23 protein-coding genes and 1 pseudogene are annotated in these 20411 nt (G+C 71.3%); 7 read left to right on the top strand and 17 right to left on the bottom strand.

Annotation, left to right across the window (positions count from 1 at the left end):
- Positions 1-11: 11 nt before the first annotated feature.
- The 17 genes and pseudogenes from ACIRPP_RS24250 to ACIRPP_RS24170 form a co-directional block, all read right to left on the bottom strand.
- Positions 12-882 (bottom strand): annotated as a pseudogene (locus tag ACIRPP_RS24250) (DUF317 domain-containing protein).
- Between the two features lie 30 nt (positions 883-912).
- Complete coding sequence (locus tag ACIRPP_RS24245) at positions 913-1533, bottom strand: HAD family hydrolase (protein ID WP_403646481.1); 621 nt, start codon at positions 1531-1533, stop codon at positions 913-915.
- Complete coding sequence (locus ACIRPP_RS24240) at positions 1530-2675, bottom strand: MFS transporter (protein ID WP_403646478.1); 1146 nt, start codon at positions 2673-2675, stop codon at positions 1530-1532. The genes ACIRPP_RS24245 and ACIRPP_RS24240 overlap by 4 nt, the downstream gene beginning before the upstream one ends.
- Positions 2672-3898, bottom strand: a complete 1227-nt coding sequence (locus ACIRPP_RS24235; RefSeq protein ID WP_040896769.1) for an ATP-grasp domain-containing protein — start codon at positions 3896-3898, stop codon at positions 2672-2674. The genes ACIRPP_RS24240 and ACIRPP_RS24235 overlap by 4 nt, the downstream gene beginning before the upstream one ends.
- 213 nt (positions 3899-4111) lie before the next feature.
- On the bottom strand, positions 4112-4414 hold the full coding sequence (locus ACIRPP_RS24230; protein ID WP_040896681.1) for a hypothetical protein: 303 nt from the start codon (positions 4412-4414) through the stop codon (positions 4112-4114).
- A 32-nt stretch (positions 4415-4446) separates the two neighbouring features.
- Positions 4447-5682 carry an MFS transporter gene (locus tag ACIRPP_RS24225; protein ID WP_360964992.1) on the bottom strand — a complete coding sequence of 412 codons (1236 nt, stop codon included), beginning with the start codon at positions 5680-5682 and terminating at the stop codon, positions 4447-4449.
- Positions 5679-6182: a regulator gene (locus ACIRPP_RS24220; protein ID WP_334540751.1), complete on the bottom strand. Its 504-nt coding sequence runs from the start codon at positions 6180-6182 to the stop codon at positions 5679-5681. Before ACIRPP_RS24220 ends, ACIRPP_RS24225 begins: the two co-directional genes overlap by 4 nt.
- Positions 6179-7021: a winged helix-turn-helix transcriptional regulator gene (locus ACIRPP_RS24215; protein ID WP_403646473.1), complete on the bottom strand. Its 843-nt coding sequence runs from the start codon at positions 7019-7021 to the stop codon at positions 6179-6181. The genes ACIRPP_RS24220 and ACIRPP_RS24215 overlap by 4 nt, the downstream gene beginning before the upstream one ends.
- Positions 7022-7063: 42 nt before the next feature.
- A complete protein-coding gene (locus ACIRPP_RS24210) occupies positions 7064-7477 on the bottom strand; it encodes a hypothetical protein (RefSeq protein ID WP_006143149.1) in 414 nt (137 codons plus the stop codon).
- A 10-nt stretch (positions 7478-7487) separates the two neighbouring features.
- Positions 7488-7931 carry a hypothetical protein gene (locus tag ACIRPP_RS24205; protein ID WP_006143150.1) on the bottom strand — a complete coding sequence of 148 codons (444 nt, stop codon included), beginning with the start codon at positions 7929-7931 and terminating at the stop codon, positions 7488-7490.
- Positions 7928-8410 carry a hypothetical protein gene (locus ACIRPP_RS24200; protein ID WP_061915850.1) on the bottom strand — a complete coding sequence of 161 codons (483 nt, stop codon included), beginning with the start codon at positions 8408-8410 and terminating at the stop codon, positions 7928-7930. The genes ACIRPP_RS24205 and ACIRPP_RS24200 overlap by 4 nt, the downstream gene beginning before the upstream one ends.
- A gap of 95 nt (positions 8411-8505) precedes the next feature.
- Positions 8506-8799 (bottom strand): SH3 domain-containing protein, encoded by a 294-nt coding sequence (locus ACIRPP_RS24195; protein WP_403646837.1) that lies wholly within the window; start codon positions 8797-8799, stop codon positions 8506-8508.
- Between the two features lie 179 nt (positions 8800-8978).
- Positions 8979-9719, bottom strand: a complete 741-nt coding sequence (locus tag ACIRPP_RS24190) for a hypothetical protein (protein ID WP_399172613.1) — start codon at positions 9717-9719, stop codon at positions 8979-8981.
- 16 nt (positions 9720-9735) lie between these two features.
- Positions 9736-10434 (bottom strand): hypothetical protein, encoded by a 699-nt coding sequence (locus ACIRPP_RS24185; protein WP_006143154.1) that lies wholly within the window; start codon positions 10432-10434, stop codon positions 9736-9738.
- 18 nt (positions 10435-10452) lie between these two features.
- Positions 10453-10938 (bottom strand): hypothetical protein, encoded by a 486-nt coding sequence (locus ACIRPP_RS24180; protein ID WP_403646468.1) that lies wholly within the window; start codon positions 10936-10938, stop codon positions 10453-10455.
- Positions 10935-11477, bottom strand: a complete 543-nt coding sequence (locus tag ACIRPP_RS24175; protein WP_061915836.1) for a DUF4913 domain-containing protein — start codon at positions 11475-11477, stop codon at positions 10935-10937. Before ACIRPP_RS24175 ends, ACIRPP_RS24180 begins: the two co-directional genes overlap by 4 nt.
- A gap of 253 nt (positions 11478-11730) precedes the next feature.
- Positions 11731-12486: a site-specific DNA-methyltransferase gene (locus ACIRPP_RS24170; protein WP_360965016.1), complete on the bottom strand. Its 756-nt coding sequence runs from the start codon at positions 12484-12486 to the stop codon at positions 11731-11733.
- A gap of 514 nt (positions 12487-13000) precedes the next feature.
- Here ACIRPP_RS24170 and ACIRPP_RS24165 point away from each other — a divergent pair.
- From ACIRPP_RS24165 to ACIRPP_RS24135, 7 genes are all read left to right on the top strand, one after another.
- Complete coding sequence (locus ACIRPP_RS24165) at positions 13001-14134, top strand: C40 family peptidase (RefSeq protein ID WP_403646465.1); 1134 nt, start codon at positions 13001-13003, stop codon at positions 14132-14134.
- A 143-nt stretch (positions 14135-14277) separates the two neighbouring features.
- A complete protein-coding gene (locus tag ACIRPP_RS24160) occupies positions 14278-14592 on the top strand; it encodes a DUF6112 family protein (RefSeq protein ID WP_037661115.1) in 315 nt (104 codons plus the stop codon).
- Entirely contained in the window at positions 14592-15287 is a 696-nt protein-coding gene (locus tag ACIRPP_RS24155; protein ID WP_403646462.1) for a hypothetical protein, read from the top strand. The genes ACIRPP_RS24160 and ACIRPP_RS24155 overlap by 1 nt, the downstream gene beginning before the upstream one ends.
- A gap of 37 nt (positions 15288-15324) precedes the next feature.
- Positions 15325-16707 (top strand): ATP-binding protein, encoded by a 1383-nt coding sequence (locus ACIRPP_RS24150; RefSeq protein WP_403646459.1) that lies wholly within the window; start codon positions 15325-15327, stop codon positions 16705-16707.
- An 81-nt stretch (positions 16708-16788) separates the two neighbouring features.
- Positions 16789-18261, top strand: a complete 1473-nt coding sequence (locus tag ACIRPP_RS24145) for an SCO6880 family protein (RefSeq protein WP_403646456.1) — start codon at positions 16789-16791, stop codon at positions 18259-18261.
- A 55-nt stretch (positions 18262-18316) separates the two neighbouring features.
- The gene (locus ACIRPP_RS24140; protein ID WP_403646453.1) at positions 18317-18769 is read left to right on the top strand and encodes a DUF6238 family protein; all 453 of its coding nucleotides are present in this window, start codon (positions 18317-18319) and stop codon (positions 18767-18769) included.
- Positions 18770-18797: 28 nt separating this feature from the next.
- Entirely contained in the window at positions 18798-20312 is a 1515-nt protein-coding gene (locus ACIRPP_RS24135; RefSeq protein ID WP_403646450.1) for an ATP-binding protein, read from the top strand.
- Positions 20313-20411: the final 99 nt, after the last annotated feature.

Genomic DNA, 20411 nt, shown 5'->3' with positions numbered 1-20411 from the left:
ACGGGCCGGCTTCATCGGCGCGGGCCGGGCAGGGCCTGCCGGCTGGTGGTGCTCCAGCGCGGGACGCTGGCCGCAGGGAGCGCTGCCGGACGGCGGGATGCGGCAGCCCGCTGCACGTCAAGCGGGGTTAGGGCCGGCGGCTGTGGCGGGATGATGGGGGGTGAGCTGGGCCATGTCCTCGATGTAGCTGAGGGTGTCCTGACGCCACCGGGGCAGCGGGGTCGGATCGGCGACGCACCGGGTGACTGCGGTGAGCAGGGCGACGGGGGTGTCGGTGCTGGCCGTCGCGTACCAGACGGGCCGGTCGATGGACTTGCCCGCCCACAGGTGCCAGCGGGCGTCACGGGTAGTCAGCTCGGCTTCCCGATCGAGGTCCCCGGTGGTGAACTCCAGACCGGCGAGGTCGTCCGGGGCCTGGACGGCGAACACGCCCCAGCGGGGACGGTCGATCTCCCATCCCTGCTGCAGGAGAGGCACGACGGCGAGGAAGGGATCGTGCTCGTCGATCCCGGTGACCGGCCTGGCGAGGAAGGCGTCCGGCCCCTGCTCGTAGGCGGTGGCGAGCGCGGTGGTGAACGCCTGGACGAACTCGGTGGGGACGCGGTCGTTGAAACACACGCCCCATGTCGGCGATCCGAATGGATCCTTGTAGGCGTTGATGCGCCAGAATCCGTCGTCCTCGCCTTCGGGCAGGTAGCCAAGGCGCACGCGCCGGTCCGGGGCATTGACGTACACGTTGCCGAGGTCGTCGTGCTGGATGTCCCAGCCATGGTCGAGGAGCGGGGCGAGGGCCAGGTCGCCGGTACTGGTACTGCTGGCGAGATGGCGCGGTGAGACGAAGACGTCTCCGTCGAGCGCGTGAAGGTCGTCGTGGAGGGACACGGGTTCCTGAGCGGCGGCGGGGCGGATGGGTCAATCAGCGGGCAGCAAAGCTGCTCGGAGGGCGTCGGTGGAGCCGGTGTAGTGCAGCGTGCGAAGGCCCAAGCGGGCGGCGGCCTGGCAGTTGTCGGGGCGGTCGTCCACGAACAGGACACGTCGTGGATCACCGACCCCGGTGGCCGCCAGCGCCTGCTGGTAGATAGCCGGGTCGGGCTTGCACAGCTGCAGGCGGGCCGAGTAGAGCGCCTGGGTCATCATTCGGCGCCAGTCGTGGGTGTCCAGCACCGTACTGAGGTGGGCGGGTGCGTTGGACAACAGCACCATCGGCAGTCCGGTGGTATGGGCGCGGCGCAGGACGGACAGGACGCCCTCGTCGGTCGCGGTCCACATGTCGGTGTCTGCGGCGAGGAGTTCGCGCAACAGGCGGGGGCCCGGATGGAAGCCGAGGACGCGGGCCCAGTACGCCAGGTCGCTGAGCTGGCCGGCGTCGTAGAGGTCGCGGGCGTTCCAGAAGACGCGCTGGAATGCTGCGAGATCGTCTTCGGGCCAGGAAGCGGTACGGGCCAGCCGTAGCCACTGGGCGCGGGTGGGCTGCAGGCCGAGGACGCCGTTGTAGTCAAGGATGACGGCGTCGGGGCCGGTGGGGCGGGTCAAGGGGCGGTGTTCTCCAGGGCTCGGCGGATGAGGGCGGCGAGAGCGGCTGCGAGGAGGGCGGGCAGCAGCAGGGCCGTGGGCAAGGTGGTGGCGCTGGCGAGGGCGCCGATGACGGCGGGGCCGGCGAGGAGGCCGAGGTAGCCGGTGACGGAGACCGTGGCGACGGCCCTCGGGCCGTGTCTGCCGGCGGCGGTGATCAGGGAGGGGACGGTGCTGGACAGGCCGAGCCCGAAGACCGCCCAGCCGGCCAGCGCCGCAAGCACGCTGCCGACCAGGACGCCGGTGGTCAGTCCGCCGGCGGCGAGCGCAGCGCCGGTGCGGACCACGGCAGGAGCGCCGAAGCGGGTCGTGAGCCAGTCGCCGGTGAGCCGGCCGATCGCCATGCCCATGCTGTAGAGGGCAAACGCTGTCGCGCTGAGGGCGGTTGTGGCGTGCAGCGTGTGCAGGTGCACTGCGGCCCAGTCGGCCGCCGCCCCCTCCCCCAGCAGGCTCGCAGCCGCCAGCGCACCCAACAGCCACACACCTCCCGCCCGGCCCTGACCGGCCCCCTGGGGCTCCGGCAGCTTGGGCTGGTCGGCGCCGCTCAGCGCGAGGGTGCGCGGCCCGGCCACGAGCACGGTCGCGGTCAGCGCGAGGCCGGTGGCTATAAACAAGGCACTGTGGGCTGTGCGCGCAGTGGCAGCGGCCAGGGCGGCACCGCCCAGGGCACCGATCGAGTACGCGGCGTGCAGGGAGGACATGACCGGCCGGCTGGCGGCGTTCTGGCAGCGAACCGCCGCGGTATTGGCGGCGACGTCCAGGACACCGTGCGCGGCACCGAAGGTGACAGCCGCCGCGAGTAGCGAGGTCAGCGTCCGGCACTGCCCCAGCACGGCGAGAGCCGCTCCCAGTGCGACAGCTCCGCCAATCAGGAGCAGGGGAAGTCGGTCGGGCCGGGCGAGTCGGCCGCCGGCCTGCAGTCCGGCAACCATGCCGACAGCGGCGGCGAGCAGGACGAGCGACAGGCCAGCGGTGGTGAGGTTAGCGGCGTGCTGGACGGCCGGCATCCGGGCGCCCCAGACCGCCATCACCACGCCCAGGCCGAGGAAGTAGCTGGTCAGCAGGACACGGCTGCGGCGCACGGAAGCGTCGGCGCGGGTCATGCGGGGCGGCCACCCGCAGCAGGCTCGTCGGCCGTGTGCGGCACCAGGGCGACCTGCAGATGGCGCACAGCCTGCTTGGCGCGGGCCTGTGCGAGGTCCGCGGTGGGCGCGGTGGTGATCAGGTAGCCGATACGGGCGGTGAACATGTTGCCGCCGTCGGCCGGGAGGAGCAGCTGGTCGCCGACCTGGTGCTGGAAGTGCACGCGTTCCAACCAGCGCGGGCTGACGCCGTCGAATCCGAGGCGGAGCAAGGTGCCGGAGGTGTCAGGGTAGAGCAGCTGCATCGCGGCGGCCGAGGACCGGGTCGGGGTGAGGTCGGGGGCACGGCCGCAGGCGATGTCGGCGGCCGTGCGCGGCAGGTCGATGCCGGTGGCGAGCTGGACGAGATGGCCGATCATGTCACCGGCGATCCGGCCGTTGACCTCGACCAGCCGCGGCCGGCCGTCGACCAGCCGCATCTCGACATGGGAGACGCCGTCGGTGATTCCCAGGGCGTGGATCGCGGCGCGTGCCGCCGGTGCGACCACGTCGAGCAGTGGGTCGGCGGCGTCGACCGAGTGGGCCAGTTCCTCGAAATACGGCGGGGCGCTGACCGTCTTGCGGGTGACGGCCACCACGGTGGTCTCACCGCCGTAGGTGACACACTCGGCCGACACCTCGGGTCCGTCGAGATACTCCTCCACCAGCACGCTGGTGGACTCGAGTCCCAGCCCGGCCGCCTGGTCGGCGAACGCGAAGGCGGCGGTGAGCTGTTCGGGGGTGTCGGCGCGGATCACCCCGATGCTGGCCGCGTGCGCGGCGGGCTTCAGCACGACCGGGTAGCCGATCCGCTCGGCCGCCACCTGGGCCTCGGCACGCGTGCGCACGCTCACCGAGGCTGCCGACGGAACCCCGTGCTGGGCGAACAACGTACGGGAGGTGGCTTTGTTGCGGCATGCCTGCATGGCTTCCGGGGCAGTGGTGGGCAGGCCGAGCTGGCGGGCGAGGCGGGCGACCGGGACGAGGTACCACTCGGTCCACGTGAACACGCCGGCAAGGTCGTAGCGGTCGGCCAGGTCCCGGCCGGCGGCGGACAGCGCCGCCTGGTCGGTCGGATCGGACACGACAACGCAGTCCCGCAGGTACGGCGTCTCCCACGAGGGCTCTTCGCCGGTGATCAGGACGACGTCGTAGACGGCGGCCACGGACTGAAGGCAGTACCCGCGGTACGCCTCGGCCTCCATGTCGGATGCGGCGACGACCAGGACGACAGGACGGTCGGGCAAGAACAGGCTCCTCAGAATCTAAAGAGGGGGCAGGGATATGTGGACGGCGGCCCTCGGCGGCGCAGGGCCGCTGAGTGTCCGGCGAGCAGCCGCCGCGAGCGGGGCCGGCGGAGCAGAGCGGCGAAGTCGGTGCCGACCGAGGATGCTTAGGCGGGAGGAAACCGAGAGCTGTCAGTCGGCACGACGGCGGCGCAACTCGAACGCCGCAGCCCAGTGCGGGTTTTCGCTGATCAGCCGACGGGCGTAGAGGGCGGTGAAGTTGTTGTTCAGCCCGGCGACCCCGTACGGGAGTTGGCGGCGCAGGTCCTCGAAGAGGTCCTTCACGCCGACGCGTGTGGCGCCGGAGGCCAGACGTCGGGCGGCCATGCGTTCCAGGGCCCGGTAGACGTTCGGGTTGTGGGCGTCGAAGGCGTGGAACTGCTCGGTGATGGTGCGACCGGTCGCGCGGTGCGATCCGAGGGCGGCGATAGACATGAAGTTCTCCACGGGCTGAGGACGCAGCAGGGTCAGGTGCGCAGGACGGGATCGGTGCGAAGGCGGGCGAAGGAGCAGAACAGGCCGATGGCCTGCAGGGCGGCGCATGCGGTGATGACGTGTCCCAGTGCGTCGGGCGGGGCGAGCGCGGTGAGTACGCCGGCGACGGGGAAGGGCAGCAGGAGGATGAGGATGGTCGCCGACAGGGTGCTGCCGAACTTCTCCGGAGGGATCAGGCGGGAGCGCAGGGTGCGCAGGACGACCGTCATGCCTCCTTCGCCCGCCATGAGGACCGCGACTAGGACGAGGTAGGACCGGTAGTCGGGGGCCTGGGCGGCGGCGAGACAGCCGAGTGAGGCGAGGGCGGCGCAGGCGGCGCCGACCGGCCACAGACCGAGGCGGTCGATCGCAAACCGGCAGAATGTGACGCTGAGGAGCGTCGCTGCGGCAGCGGCGGACCAGACGAGGCCGACGGCGGTGGTGGACTGCCCGAAGTGCTTGACGACGATCACGGGGCCGGCCGCTTGGAGAAGGCCGGTGGCCAGGTTGGACAGGGTCAGCCCGGTCACGAGCCAGCCGAGCGCGGGCAGCGAGCGGATGGTGCGCCACCCGGTGAGCAGTCCGGCGCCGGACTGCCCCTTCGGCGCGCGGGCCGGTGCCACGGGCGAGGGCGGGGTGCGCAGGGCGAGCATGGCAGCCAGCAGCGAGAGCACGCTGATCATTGCGAGCATCGGCGGCGGCCCGGCGAGCAGGAGCACTGCGGCGAACGCCGGCCCGGCCATGGTTGCGGTCTGGTCGATGCCAAGCAGGACGGCCTGGACACGGTGGGCCCGCCGTCCTGCTCGCCGTCCGGCGGCGGCGCCCGCGGTCTCGGCCGCGATATAGCTGAACTCGGTGAGCACGCCGGTCGTCGCCGCCAGCACCATCACGGTCGCGCCCGCCACGGTGCCGGACGGGTGGAGGTGGAGCAGGACCGCGCCAGCGGCGAGGGCCAGCGCCCTCCCCAGGGAGGCAAGGTGGAAGACCACCGAGGCACCGCGCCGGTCAACGACCGAGCCGGCCCACCCGAACGCAGCCAGCCGCGGAATCCACTCCAGGGCGAAGGCGGCGCCCGTCAGCGCAGCGGATCGCGTCGTGGCTAGGACAAGCAGCGGGATGCCGTAGGTGGACATCGCGAACGCCAACGCGTCCGCCGTGCGCGGCAGGTAGATGCTGCGCATCAGCCCGCCGGTGTGGCGTGCGTGCCGCGGTGTGACCGCTGCGCTCACGCGACCGGCTCAGGCTCGGGCACCCTGGCCACCTGGGGGTTGTCGGCCAGCCACTGGATCAGGAGGGTGCGGGGACGGGCCAGCCCCGCCTCGGCACCGTCGCCGGTCAGCGGAGAGAGAGCGTCGGCGCGCTCGGTGGAGAGCGACGGTGCCAACAGGTCGAGGACGTGCCGGATACGGCGGCTGAACTCGCAGACGGGGGCCGGGACGGCGTGACGCCGGGCCCAGCGAGCCATCGCGTCGTACAGGTCGGCCAACTCCGCTCCTGCCTCGGTAAGTTCGAGACCGGAGCCGGGTGCGATCCGGACGAGGCCGTGGGCGCGGGCCGTGTCGGAGGCGCTTCGCAGTTGGTGCGTGGAGAGGTCGGGCAGGGTGCCGGCCAGCCGTCGCGGCGGTATGGCGCCGTTGTCGTCGATCTCGGTGACCAGGCGGATCAAGGAGCGCGAGGCGAGAAGTTCGACGGCGTGGCGTACTTCGGCAGGGGTGAAGGGGGTGCTCATCGGCGCGGGCCTCCCGCCGGGATGGCTGCCTTCGGGCGGGCGGTCGTAGCGTGCGAGAAGAGATCGCGGTGGTGCCACGCCGGAGAGGATGCGGTCGTGCGAGCGGGTGGGAGCGCCGCGGGGGTCGGTCGTGGCTGGCTGCTGAGCCACGGCCTCGGCGCGGGCTTCGCCTGCGGGTGTCCCCAGACCGGGTGTTGGGCCGCCTGGTCGAGGCTCTGCCCGGCGGACCAGGCGGACAGGGCGCCGAGCACGGGGCCAAGGCCGTCGCCGGCTGCGGACAGCCGGTAGGGCTGGCCGATGCCGTCGGTGTCGACCAGGCCGTCGGCGACGAGCTGCCGCAGCGGCGGATAAATGTTGGTCCAGTCGCTGCTGGGCATCACGATCCGGGCCAGAGCCCGGCCGCTGACCTCCTGTCGGGACTTGAGCACCCACAGGATGGCGGCGGCGTGGCGCCGGGTGAGCAGGGTGAGGCCGTCCTCGATCTGCTCGATCGCGGGCAGCGGACCGTCCGCCTTCTCCAGGTGTTCCTCGGCCCAGGTGACGATCACCGGCAGGACCGGCAGCAGGGCCGCGCCACGTTCGGTGTGGCGGTAGCTCACGTGCCGTGCGGTGTGTTCGGTGCGTTCGACGAGTCCGGCGTCGCACAGAGACTTGAGCTTGGGGTGGAGCTGGCCGTTCTGCAGCCAGGACACCTTGGCCGCCAGCTCGCTGTAGCGCAGCGGCGGGCCGGAGAGGGCCAGGAGGATCCTCACGTTCCAGCGTGGGGTGATCATGGCGAGGGCCTCGGTGACCCGGGCGATGTCGGCGTCGGTGTCACGGGGCAGAGCGGTGATGGCCAAGGGAGGAACTCCTGGGTGAAGGAAAGAGAGAGATCGCCTGGGTCAGCGGCTGTGTGCCGGGCTCGGCACCGGTAGAGGCGGAGCTGGAACGGACGGCGAGGGAGCCGGCGGGGCAGGCGTCGGGGCCGGGACGCGGGCCAGGCTCTGCAGGACGGCGGCGACCGACTTGGCCTGGACGTCGCGGACGGCGACGGCTTCGGCGAGCCGGCGTGCACCGTCGAGGAGGTGGGAGACCTCGTGCGGGTCGATCTGCCGCTCGGGGTGGATGAGCCGGGCGAGGTGGTCGCGGTGGACGTCGATGCTGCGCTCGGCGAGGGCGAGGTCGTCGTGCATGCCGAGCAGGGCGGAGAGCATGCCGGGCGGCTGGTCCTGGGCGTGGGCTTCGAGGTCGGCGAGCGGCGCGCCGTACAAGTCCTCGATCCGTCCGGCTATGTCGGTGGACGTGAGGTGGGGCAAGCGTGGGCTTTCACGGTCGGCGGGCCCGGGCCGCCCCGGCACGCTGCGGTGCCGGGGCGGCAGACGGGGGCAGGGTTGCGGTGGCCCTGAGCTGAGCCGTTCGTACGGGCCGAGCCTGCTGGGCAGGCGGGGGCATGGTGCGCAGCAGTCCGCCGAGGGCGGCGCGGTAGCCGTCGCGGGCCTCCAGTGCGGCTTCCAGCCACTGCGCGTCGAAGCGGAGCTTGTCCGCCGACAGTTCGCCCATGTCGCGGTCCGGGTCCATGTCGGCGTGGACGCGGTCGCGGACGCGGGCGACCTGCTCCTCGGTGAGCGCCAGGAACGAACGCAGCTCCAGGGCACGGGCGAGCGCGGGCGAGGCACCTGGGCTGGCAGCCGTCTCGTACAGCTCGGGTAGCGGGTTGCCGAAGACCTTCTGCAGGTCGGCGTCCATGGTGCTGGCCTTGTCCCGGCTCATCGGGCGGTCCTTGCCGGCCGCCAGGCCGATGCCGGTGCGGCTGTGCCGGCGGGCCGGTGGGGAGCGCTGGTCTGCACCGCCGGGCCGGTTCGGGGCCGGAGGCGGGCGAGGCGCTGGGCGGCGAGGTCCTTCTTCCCCGGGGCGTCCGGGTCGAGGAGCCAGCGCACAACCATGGCTCGGCCGTCGCGGGCGGTGACGGCCGCGTTCACCCGGTGGGCGAGGCCCATCGTCGGATCGTCGATCTCGCTGGGCTGGGTTTGCAGCGCAGCGAGGAGGTCGTCCTCCGCACGCTCCAACACGGACTGGGCCTCGACGAGAAGGCCATGCCACTTGACGACGTCGGTGGCATCGGGATTCGCGGTCGGCGCGGCGGCGACCGCGGCCTTCAACTGGTCCATGCCCATGTCGAAGCGCGCTTCGATCCGTTCGGTGAGCACGCCCACGACATCCTCAGACTCATCGGATATGCCATCGGGCAAAGGGAAATCTCCTGTTCTGGAAAGGCCGATCCCTGGGGTGGGAGGGGCTGCCGTACCCGGTGGCTGAGCCGCTTACGGGCACCTGCTGGGCTCTGTCAGTCCAGGCACATTCGGACGTCGCGGTAGACGTACGTGCCGGAGACCCAGCCCTTGACCCCGGTGGTCTTGTCCGTGATGTAGAGCCAGTTGCCGCTCTTCTTGTGCACGGTGAACTTGTGGCTCTTGTAGAGCACGCCGAGCGCGGTGGACTTCGTGGTGGCCTTGGACCGGATGGTCACGGCCTTGGTGTGTACCTCGTACGGCAGCGGCGGCTGGGACGAGCAGCTGCTCGCGGGGGTCGCGCTGGCGGTGGTGGCGGACAGCACAGGCAGAGTGAGTGCGCCGAGCATGGCTGCGGATATGGCAATTCGGGTGGAGCGCATGCGGAAGAAACCTCCGTGAAGGCATAGGGATTGCGGGGAAGGTGCCGCGGGTGTTGTCCCGGCGGCTGTATAAGAGTCCGGATATTCGCCGGTTTGGCTAACCGGCGATCGTCGGCTATGTTGCGCCGCCTGGTCGGCTTTGACGCTCAGCGTGAGCGGCCGGGCGGGCGCGGGGCAGGAGCCTTCGGCAAGCCGGCCGGGCGGCTAACTGCGGCTGCCGGGCGGACCGGCGGAAGAGGGCCGGCCTCGCCCGCGAGGCGGTCGTCGCACCACTGCAGTGCCTCGCCGAGCGTGTCGAAGCCGCCCTCGCGCAGGGTGTGCGTCCACGTCTCGGTGTCGACCTCTTCGACCACGACGCGGAACGGCGAGGGAGCTCGCTCGTCCAGGGCACGCAGGGCCACGACGATGACCATGTCGTCCGGGTCGTCGCTGGTGTAGGAGTAGCCCATGGCGTAGTGGTCGCCGTCGCCGGCGAGGCGCAACTCCAGCGCGCGCGTGGCCTCGTCCGCTGGCGGCGGGCCCAGTGGGGCGAGGGCGATGGCATCGGACGGACAGCCACGGTGGATGAGCCAGGACTGCGCCATCGCGGGCAGCGGCAGAGGGGCATGCTCGAAGCTGAACGTCCGCTTCTCGCGGTCCCGTTGCAGATGCACGGCGAGCACCTGCGGCATGCCGGGGTGCCCCCAGGTGGTGGTGCGGTCGAACAGGACGTAGTAGCTGTGCGGGCCGTCGTGGTGTTCGGCGAGGGGAACGAGCATGTCCTCGTGGACGGCGACCTTGCGGTAGAAGTCGAGATATTTCTCCTCGTCGGCGTCGAGGTCGTCCAGGTCGAAGTCGACTTCGGGGAGGGACTTCCGGTCCGGCGCCGGGTCGGTGGGAGACAACAAGGGCCTTTCGGTGAAGTCAGCGCCGCTGCGCCGGGGTGGGCCGCGATGCGCCGGGGCGAGCCGGGACCTTCGGCGCCTGCACCGTGGGAGCCCGGCGGGCGGCGAACAGCGCGGCCCGTCCGGCGTCGGTGAGCGCGACCGGCTGGCCTGCGTGCACGGGGTGGCCGGTGTCCCGGACGACCAGGCCGGCGTCCTCCAACTGCTGCAGCTTGGCGTGGGGGATGCGGGTACCGGAGGCGGCTGTGACGGACATCCGGCCGGTCAGCAGGTGTTCGTAGAGCTTGGCGCCGCCGGCGATGGCGAGCAGCGCCGCCTGGTCATCCGTCGAGAGCTGCCGTGCGTCGGGCGCGGAAGCCGCCGCTGCGGCTTCGATGGGCTCCAGGGCGGCGAGCACCGCCCGGGCGGCGGCGTCCCGCGCGGCGGCGGCCTCTTCCAGCTGGTCCACGGTGCGGTCGATGCGCGTGAACAGGGCGCTGTCGACGTCGAACTCGCCGCTGGACAGGCGGTTGAGGAGCCGGAGGTAGAAGGTGACGCTGGTCTGGGCCTTGGCCAGTTCACGGTGCCGGTCGACCAGGTGGGCGTGCTGCTCGTCGAGGACGCCGCGGTCGCGGTAGGCCCACAGGGTGTCGATGTCGTGCCCGGTGACGGCTTGGAGGCGGTGGTCGAGCGGGGAGACCGCGCGCCGACCTGGTGTCGGCGCGGGTGGAGGCGGCATAGGCGGACCTCGGTGCGTTCAGCGGGTGGGATGGTGCGCGGGGTTTGGGGCGGGACGGGGCAGCCCCGGCAGTGCGGTGGGCGGCGGACCGGGCCGGGGCACGGGAGCGCGGGTGGTCATCTGCGGGGAACGCGAGCGTGCCGCGTGGGTGCGGGCGCTCAGCGGCCGGCGGGTCATCCCCAGGCGGCGGCCGACCTCGTCGTAGACCTCGTTGCCTGCTCGCGGCCGGATGGCGACGACGTGGATCTCCTTGGGATGCGCGGACTCCGCGGGTGCCGGGCGGACGCCGTAGACGACGCGCCAGACCTTGCGCGAGTCCACGAACAGCTTCCGGAATCCCTCCAGGTCACCGTCGAGACGCAGGCCGAAGCGCTGCGCGTTCACGACTTCCTGCAGGTAGGCGAGGGTGAGGTCGCGGATGTCGCTGGGGGCCTGGAGGAGATCGGTCAGCGCGCGGGGGTCGAAACTGAGTCCGAAGGCGGGCTGTCCCGCTCCCGCGGTCATGACGTCGGCTCGTCCGGTTCGGCGGCTTGTGTCGTGTTCGCCGTCTCCGTGCGCACGGACGGCGGCGGACCGGGCAGAAGGCGGTGCGCGGGCCGGTCGGGTGAGGTCATGCAGGCCGACAGCGGCCCACCCGGCGCGCGGATCGCCGCGACGGCGTGGGTGAGGAAGTCCCGGTGCCACACGAACAGGCCGGACAGCCCGGCTTCGGGATCCTTGTGCTGCTGGTAGGCGAGCCACAGGGCGTGGAGCCAGGCCACGACGTCGTCGTGCTCCTGCCACTGCAGGCACCAGGGTGCCGCGGTGGTGACCTCCGCCCCGTACACCGGGAGGAAGAAGTCATCCACCCAGTCGGACAGGGCGTCGAGTTCGTCCTCGCGTTCTTCTCCGTCGAGTTCCAGGATCGGGCGGGGCTCCGGTGGAGCGGCGGGAGGCGGCCCGCCGAGTCCTGGCATGCCGAAGGCGGCGAACGGTGATCCGCTGGGCGGCGGGGCGGACGCGAGGTGGTCGAGCTGCTGAGCCTGTTGCGCCGACTGCTCCATGAGCCGCCGCACGCTCGCCTCGATTCCCTCCAGCTGTCGATCCGGAATACGAACCGGCTCCAACTCGCCATCGTCAGGCGACTTTGTTGATTCGGGCATTGAAAAGCTCGGCCTCCTACGAGACACGGGATGAGAAAAAGACGGAAGCGTCTGCGCGCGGCCCATCCGGCGAGCTGCACGGCCACTGCGGCGGTATTGCGCCGGCGGCTACGCTTGGGGAGCCGGTCGCCTTGGCAGCAGGCAAGGACGGGGCTCAGCCGGTAAGGTCCACGTCGTCCTGCGTGAGGGTTTCGCGGATCGTCTCGGTGAGCCGGTCGGCCGCGATCGACGCGTAGTGCTCGGTCTTCTCCACGCCGATGAAGTCCCGGCCTTCCAGCAGAGCGGCCACGCCCGTGGAGCCGGAGCCGGCGCAGAAGTCGAGGACCGTGCCGCCCTCGGGGCTGATCTTGACCAGCTCGCGCATCACCTCGACCGGCTTCTGCGTGATGTGCCGGCGCTGCGCGCCTGAGGGCTGCGACGCCGAGTACATGCCGGGCAGATAGACCGGGTTCCGGGAGCCGTCGATCGCCCCCTTCGACGCCCAGACGATGAATTCGCAGTTCTGGGTGAACCGGCCCTTCTGCGGCCTGGCCTGCGGCTTGTGCCAGGCAAGCACGCCGCGCCACAGCCACCCGGCGGCCTGGATCGCGTCCGTCGTCGTCGGGAGCTGACGCCAGTCGGTGAACAACAGCGCGGTCCCGCCGGTCTTCGTCAGACGGTGCGCTTCGGTCATGATCTGCGTGAGCCAGAACGCGTAGGACCTCTGGTCCATGTTCTCGCCGGTGAAGTCGGCGAGGTCGTTCTTGGCATCGGCGGAGGTGTACTTCTGCTTCGCGGAGCGGGTGGTGCGCTCCTTCGCGGTCCGGCCACCGCTGTTGTACGGCGGGTCGGTGATGACGGAGTCGACGCAGCCGTCCGGAAGGCCGGAGAGAACGGCCAGGGCGTCGCCCTGGTGAAGGGAAAAAGGCAAAGAGGGGCCCCTATTCGGGTGCGGATTCACGGAGGGAACTAGCCGCCTCGCACAGGAGTCCTCGCGGGCCGGAAGTGGGCGTGCAGAAGCCCAGGGCCGCAGACCGAGGAGGCGAGGGGAGTCCAAAAACTGTAGAGGCGAATCCGCCGACGACCAAGAAGTGCCGTGCGAGGGTGCCGGATTCCGGCACCTCGCGCCAGCTTTTTGGTCAACCGCCAATCCGCATCTACTGTTTTTGAACCGCCCGGCGCACACCGCCGCTGGCTACTCCCCCGCCACACCTCACGGAGGTACCCCCTTGCCCCGGCACACCTAGCTCACGGCCCGGCCAGCTGGGAGCGAGCGGCAACTCGCCCCACATCGGTCCGCCTTGATCGCCCACCCGGCCGCCGCGCCCTTCCACCACGCCTCGCGCACGCGGCACGCCGGACACCGCACCCCCGAAGGACACGCTCATGACGTCTCGCTACCCACCCCTGCCCGACCTCGCTGACCCACGAGCGGTCCGCTCCGGTTGAAGGCGCTCGCCGCCGGCATCGGCGTCGTCTTCCTCTCCCCGCTTCTGCTCGCCGGCACCGGCATGATGATGGCGTCCTCCACGGACGCCGTTCAAAGCAGCAGCAGCTCCCTCATCTGCCTGAACGACATCAACACCGGCAAGGTCGCCGAGCAGGTCACCAAGATCCTCGACGGGGCGTCCGGCAAGAACGTCCACGTCGAGGGCCTGGACCTGCCCGCCGAGCAGGTGCCCAATGCCCAGACGATCGTGGCCACCGGTATCAGCCTCGACGTCCCCAAGAAGGGCCAGGTCATCGCGCTCGCCACGGCGATGCAGGAGTCGAGGCTGCGCAACCTCAACTACGGCGATAGGGACAGCCTTGGGTTGTTCCAGCAGCGTCCCTCCCAGGGCTGGGGCACCGCCGAGCAGATCCGTGACCCGACGTACGCGAGCGAGCAGTTCTACAAGCACCTGCTCAAGGTGAACGGCTGGCAGCAGATGACCGTCACCCAGGCCGCCCAAGCAGTACAGCAGTCCGGCCTGCCGGACGCGTACGCGCAGTGGGAGCACCTGGCCACCGCGCTGCAGGAAGCCATCGCCAAGACCTTCCCCGGCGCCGGCAACAACAAGGACGCCAAGGAGCCGAACACAGGCAAGGACCCGGGAGCCGGCACTACCGGCTGCGCTCCGGGCCAGGACGGCTCCGGCTTCGGCCCCATCCCCGAGGGCAGCGTCCCGAAGGGATACAAGATCCCCAAGGACGCCCACCCGAAGGCGCGCAAGGCCATCGAGTGGGCGATGCACCAGCTCGGCACCCTCTACCAGTGGGGCGGATCCTGCACCAACGCCCACGGCCCGGACCCGATGGGCCGCTGCGACTGCAGCTCGCTGATGCAGCAGGCGTACGCGCACGCCGGCGTCACGCTCTCCCGCACCACGTACACGCAGGTCAACGAGGGCAAGGCGGTCTCGCCCGCCCAGCTCAAGCCCGGTGACCTCATCTTCAGCCGCGGCACCGCCGCCCGGCCTGAGCATGTCGGCATGTACATCGGTGAGGGCCTCGTGATCGAGGCACCGCGCACATCAAAGCCGGTCCGGATCACCCCGATCAAGGACTGGACGATTCTCGCCGCCCGCCGCGTCATCTGACGCCACCCCGCCAGGGCACCGCCCGGGCGGGCCGCCGCCGCGGCGATCTCCCGCGCCCCGAGCGCATCTCCCCACCCCCTCTGCTTCCCCTCTTCTCGCCGCCCCTCGTCTGGCCCGCGTATGCAAGGAGCCCCGCCACACCTATGTCCCTCCCTCTCGCAGACCGCGTCATCCAGCTCGCCTACGACCCAGGGATCTCGCCCAAGGGTGGCGGCCTGCCCGGGCTCAGCGTGCTGAAGAACGTCGTCGACTCGATCAACATGTTCGGGATCATCGCCGTCGTCGGCGCCCTCGCCGTCTCGCTCGGCGTGTGGGCCTGGGGCCACCACACCGGCGGCCACCAGGCCGAGGCCAACGGCAAGAAGGGCGCCGTCGTCGCCGCGGGCGCCGCCCTCGGCCTCGGCGCCGCGAACGGAATCGTCGCGTTCTTCTCCACCCTCGGCTCGCAGGTCCACTGATGCGGAACCGATTCCCCACCCTCTCGCTGTCCTCTTACGGCGTCGGCTGGTCGGCCAACCGGCGCGTCGCCATCGTCGCTCTGGTCGTCACCGTCCTGCTCACCATCGCCGCAGCCGTCGCCTGGCTGTCCGGCAGCGGCAACGCCCACCGGGATCCGACCGCTGCCGGGCCGGCCGCGACGCACAGCCCGTCCTCCTCCGAGGCCCCCGCCCCGAAACCCGAGGCCGACTCCGGTTCCGTGCCCAAGCCTCCGCAGATCGCCGAGCCGGTCGCGTACGCCAAGGCAGCAGCCCAGATGCTGTGGTCCTACGACACCCGCGATACCAGCCGCGACCAGCAGCTCGCCGGCATGCGCGCGTGGATGACCAAAGAGCCCGCCTACGCCGACTGGGCGTCCGTCTCCGGCCAGGTCCCTGATCCGTTGCTGTGGTCGCGGATGGCCGACCAGGACCAGCACGCCACCGCCCGCGTCACCGAAAGCCACTACCCGGGCGCGTTCAAGCAGGCCCTCGCCGAGGACCCCTCGGCGATCACCGAGGCGTACATCTACGTCGTCACCGTCAACGGCACGCAGCAGATCGCCTGGAAACAGGGCGGCGGCGGAGCCGAGGACCGCGCCGTGACCCTCGCCGTGCAGTGCCGCCCCGGCCACGACTGTGCCCTGGCCGCCATCGCTCCGAGCGTCACGCAGTGACCCGCGCCTGACACGATATAAGGAGGAGTAATTCCCCGTGGGTTTCTGTGATTACCCCCTGGCGGACAAGCTCTGTGCCGTCGGCGACGCGGTCGATTTCGCCTCGGACCCTGGCAAGGCCATCGGTGACTGGATGGCGAAGTCCGCAGGTGAGCTGGCTGCGGCAGCGGCCGACTTGGCCGCCAAGGCGGTCAACACCACCACGAGGGTCGACCTGAACGCCGGATGGTTCCGCGACAACTACGAGATGCTGCTGCCGTTGGGCCTGGTCCTGCTGGTCGCCACCTTCTGCGCGCAGCTCGTCCGGGCCGCCGTCAGACGCGACGGACAAGCCCTCACCCAGGCGTTCACCGGCACCATGTCAGGGGTCCTGTTCGCGTTCTGCGCCATCGCCCTGACCACGGTCGCCGTCGAAGTCGTCGACGCCGTCAGCGACGGCCTGTTCAAGACCGCGCACCTGAGCATCGAGTCGGCCGTGCGCCGCATCGTGAAGGTCAGCCAGATCGGGTCCCTGGCCGGACTCGGCTGGCTCGTCCCGGTCGTCGTCGGTCTCGGCGCCGCCATCGGCGCCTTCCTCTACTGGTGCGTGATGATGGTACGCAAGGTCGGCATCCTCGTCATGGTCACCCTGGCCGTCTTCGCGTCCGCCGGCGGCGGCTGGGAAGTCGCACGCCGCTGGCGCAAGGGCTGGATCGAAGCCACCGCCACCCTCGTCGTCAGCAAGCTGCTGATGACTGTGATCTTCGTGCTCGGCATCGCCGCCATGGGCAAGACCGACGCCACCGACGGCATCGCCGCCCTCGCCGACGTCATGTCCGGCATCGTGATCATGATCCTGGTGCTGCTGTGCCCCTATGCCGTCTTCAAGTTCGTGCACTGGGCGGCCGACGGCACCGACGGCGAGTCCATCCACCGCGCCGGCGGCGCAGGAGCGCAGATCGCCAAGGCCCACGCCGAGAACGTCGCCCGCAAGGCCGCGGCAGCAGCCGCCACCGCCGGAACCGGCGGCGCGGCAGCCGGAGCGGGTGTCGCCGCCGCGCAAGGCCCCGACGCCGCAGGCGGAGGCGGATTCCCCGGCGACATCGCCGCCAACCCGACCGGCGACAGCGGCGGCGGCAAGAACGCTTCGCAGGGTGGCGGAACGGGCGGCTCGCCCGGTGGCGGTGCCATGAAGTCCGGCCTGGAGAAGGCCGTCCAGCCCGCGCCGACGAGCGTGTCGGATGACACCAGCGGCCAGGTGGGCGGCAGCCCGGGGCCGGGTGGATCCGGCGTGAGCGCCGCGTCCGGCCAGCAAGGCGGCTGGCAGTCAGTGCCGCCGACCACGACCCCGCCGCCGCAGGGCGCACCGCCGTCCCCTGGGGCACAGAACGCCACGCCCAGCGGGACGGCCTCACCGCCGCCGCCTGCGACCGGCCTCTGATCCCCTGTCCGTCTACCGGGGGCGGGACGTGTACTGCACCCCCGCCCCCGGGTTTCCGCCCGCGTCTTCAGGACCCGCCCCTTGACTGATCTCTCCGTCGCTCCGGTCACGGTGAAGTTTCCGCACCGGTCCCGCCGCGGCATCCTCCTCGGCCTCTCCCTGCCGCAACTCGTCCTTGTTTCCTGCACGCTGGCGCTGCTGCTGATGACGGTGGTCTCCACCGGGCTGGTCGGCGCCGTCGCCCTGGCACCGCTGTGGGCGGCTTCCGGTGCGCTCGTGGTGATCCGTCGGCACGGACGCTCCCTGATCGACTGGGCGCCGATCGTCACCCGCTACGCACAGCGCCGACGCACCGGCCAGACGCTCTGGCTCGCCCGGCCCGTCACCCGGCCCCGGCAGGACGGCATCCTCCACCTGCCCGGCACGGCCGCCTCCCTCAAGGTGGTCACACCCGGCGACTCCGCCAACGGCGCCGCGGCCGTGCACGACCCGCACCGGCAGACCCTGACCGCCATCGCCCGGGTCAGCAGCCGCGCCTTCGCCCTCCTCGACCCCGCCACCCAGAACCACAACGTGGGCAGCTGGGGACGCGCGCTCGCGGGCATCGCCCGCACCGGGCACATCGCCACCGTGCAGGTGCTGGAACGCACCGTCCCCGACAGCGGCGACACCCTCACCCGCCACTGGGCCCAGAACGGTCAGCCCCAGACACCGGTCGCCGGCCAGATCTACTCCGAACTGGTCGCCTCGGCCGGTCCCGCCGCCGCACCCCACGAGACCTACCTCGCCATCTCCCTCGATCTGAAGGCCGCCCGGCGGCTGATCTCGCAGGCCGGCGGCGGGCTGCCCGGGGCGTTCACCGTCATGGAGCAGACCACCGCGTCCATCGCCCAGGCGGCCCGCAACGCCGGACTGATGGTCACCGGGTGGCTGACCGCGCGGGAGATCGCCGCCGTCATCCGCACCGCCTACGACCCGGGGGCCCTCGCCGCACTCCAGCAGTGGTCCGACACCGGCCGCGCCGAGGCCGATCCCGCAGCAGCAGGTCCCGTCGTCCAGGTCGAGGAGTACGACCGCCTCGCCACCGACAGCGCACGGCACTCCACGTATTGGGTGGAGAACTGGCCCCGCACCGAGACGAACGCCGGTTTCATGCACGGCCTCATGTTCACGGCCGGCGTGCGACGCAGCCTGTCCCTCATCTACGTACCGCAGGGGCTCGAGTCCGCGCTGCGGGACGTCCAGCGCAAGAAGGCCGCGATCATTGCCGACGCCAACGAGCGCGCCCGCCGCGGGCAGGTCGACAGCGAGGAAGACTCCGTCGAGTACGCCGACGTCAAACAGCGTGAGCGCCAGCTCATCGCCGGACACGCGGACGTCGCCCTGACCGGCCTCGTCACCGTCACCGCCGAGACCGACGCCCTCCTGGACGCCGCCTGCGCCCAGATCGAGACCCACGCCGTCACCTCGGGCGTCGACCTGCGACGGCTGAACTACCAGCAGCCCGACGCGTTCGCCGTTGCCGCACTCCCCCTGGCCCGCACCACCCTGTAGCTGCCAGTTCGCTCCCACACCCCGCTCCCGCCTCTTTGGCGGCAAGGACCTCCCATTGATCCATCCCCGTCCCAGCGCGCCCGAGGCGCACCCCTACCTTCGGGCCGCCACCGCAGGCGTCCGCCACCACGCTCGTGCACTCAACCGTGCCGCGCCCCCGGATCGCGGGCACCTCGACACCCTCCACGCCCATCTCACCGAACTACACCGGTTCATCGACCAGTTGGCCGAGGTAGCAGGGCCCCCGCATCCTGCAGCAGGCCGCCACCTCGCCACCGCGCACACCCGCCTGTGGCAGGCCGCCACCGAGATCCATGCCGCCTTCCACCTGCTGCCCGGCAATACAGCGCAGGCAGACACCGAGACGAGCGCGTGCCATCCGGAACGGCTGCCCGAAGGGCCGCCCGTGCTGACCATCTGCCAACGCCACCTCGCCACCGGGCACAGCATCCGGCGTAAGACCACCCCCACCGACCTCCGCCCACATACCACGGCCTGCGTGCGATGAGCACCACCCGCAGAATCGAGGGCCTCCGATGAGCCACCGGCCCGCTCGCCGCGCCCGCCGCGCCTCCGCCAGCCCGCTGTTCACCCCCCACGGCACCGACCGGGCCAGCCGCAAGGCAGCCCGCCGCCAGCTCGCCGAAGCCGCCGCCAAGGCCCGCGCCGAAGCCACCGCCCACCAGGCCGAGAGCACACCCGCCGAGCACGAGATGCCCGCTCCGCTCTACCCCCCGAGCGGACGGCCCGGGCCCGCCTCCGCGCGCAACAACCGGCTGAAGCTGCCCGCTCACCGCATGACCACCGCCGTGGCCGCCGGCGCCTACCCCTTCCTCGCCGAAGGCGGGCTCGGCGCCGAGGGCATCTACATCGGCCGCGACGTCCACGCGGAAGCGTCGTTCGTCTTCGACCCGTTCGCGCTGTACGGCAAGGTCGAGGGATTCACCAACCCCAACCTCCTGCTCGCCGGGGTGATCGGCCAGGGCAAGAGCGCGCTCGCCAAGTCCTTCGCGCTGCGCTCGGTCGCCTTCGGCTACCGCGTCTACGTCCCGTGCGACCCGAAAGGCGAGTGGACGCCGGTGGCGCAAGCCCTCGGCGGCCGGTCCGTCGCTCTCGGCCCCGGACTGCCCGGACGCCTCAATCCCCTGGACGCGGCCCCGCGACCGGACAGCGTGAAGGAGGCGGACTGGGTCGGCGAGATCCGCAAACGGCGCCTGCTCCTGCTCGGCTCCCTCGCCCGGACGGTCCTGGGGCGGGACCTGATGCCCATGGAGCACACCGCCCTCGACGTCGCCCTCGACGCCGTTGTCACCCGCGCCGCCGCCACCGGCCGCACCCCGCTGCTCGGCGACGTCGCAGCCACCCTCAACAACCCCAGTGCGCTCGACGAAGCCGCCGGCATGATGTCGGGCCAGCTCGGCGACGCCGCACGCGACCTGGCCCACGCGATGCGCCGCCTCGTCCACGGTGACCTGGCCGGCATGTTCGACGCCCCCTCCACCGTCGCCTTCGACCCGCACGCGCCGATGCTCACCATCGACCTGTCCCGCCTCGGCGGATCCGGCGACGACACCGCCCTCGTCCTGGCCATGACCTGCGCAAGTGCCTGGATGGAGTCCGCCCTCTCCGATCCGAACGGCGGCAGGCGCTGGATCGTGTACGACGAGGCGTGGCGACTGATGCGGCACGTCGGCCTGCTGCAGCGGATGCAGGCCCAGTGGAAGCTCAGCCGCGGCCTCGGTATCGCCAACCTCATGGTGATCCACCGGCTGTCCGACCTGCTCACCGCCGGCGACGCCGGATCACAAGGCCGCGCCCTCGCCGAGGGCCTCCTCGCCGACTGCAGCACCCGGATCATCTACCGCCAGGAGACCGACCAACTCCACGCCGCCGCCGCCCTGCTCGGCCTGACCTCTGTGGAAATGGACGCCATCGCGCACCTCAACCGGGGCCGTGGTCTGTGGAAAGTCGCTGGCAGGTCCTTCATCGTCCAGCACCTGCTGCATCCCAACGAGCTGGCGCTCTTCGACACGGACGCCCGAATGCATTGAAAGCGTCTAGTTCACGAATCCTGACAACACCCCATCGAAGGACTCTCGTATCTCCCCGCGTGACCCGGACTTCGACCTGTACGACAACGTCGGCCGCGA

The organism is Streptomyces sp. NPDC101219, assembly GCF_044767675.1.
In the GTDB taxonomy this organism is placed as follows: Bacteria; Actinomycetota; Actinomycetes; order Streptomycetales; family Streptomycetaceae; genus Streptomyces.
Note: the sequence above shows the minus strand (reverse complement) of the source record. Positions and strands in the feature narration are given on the sequence as shown.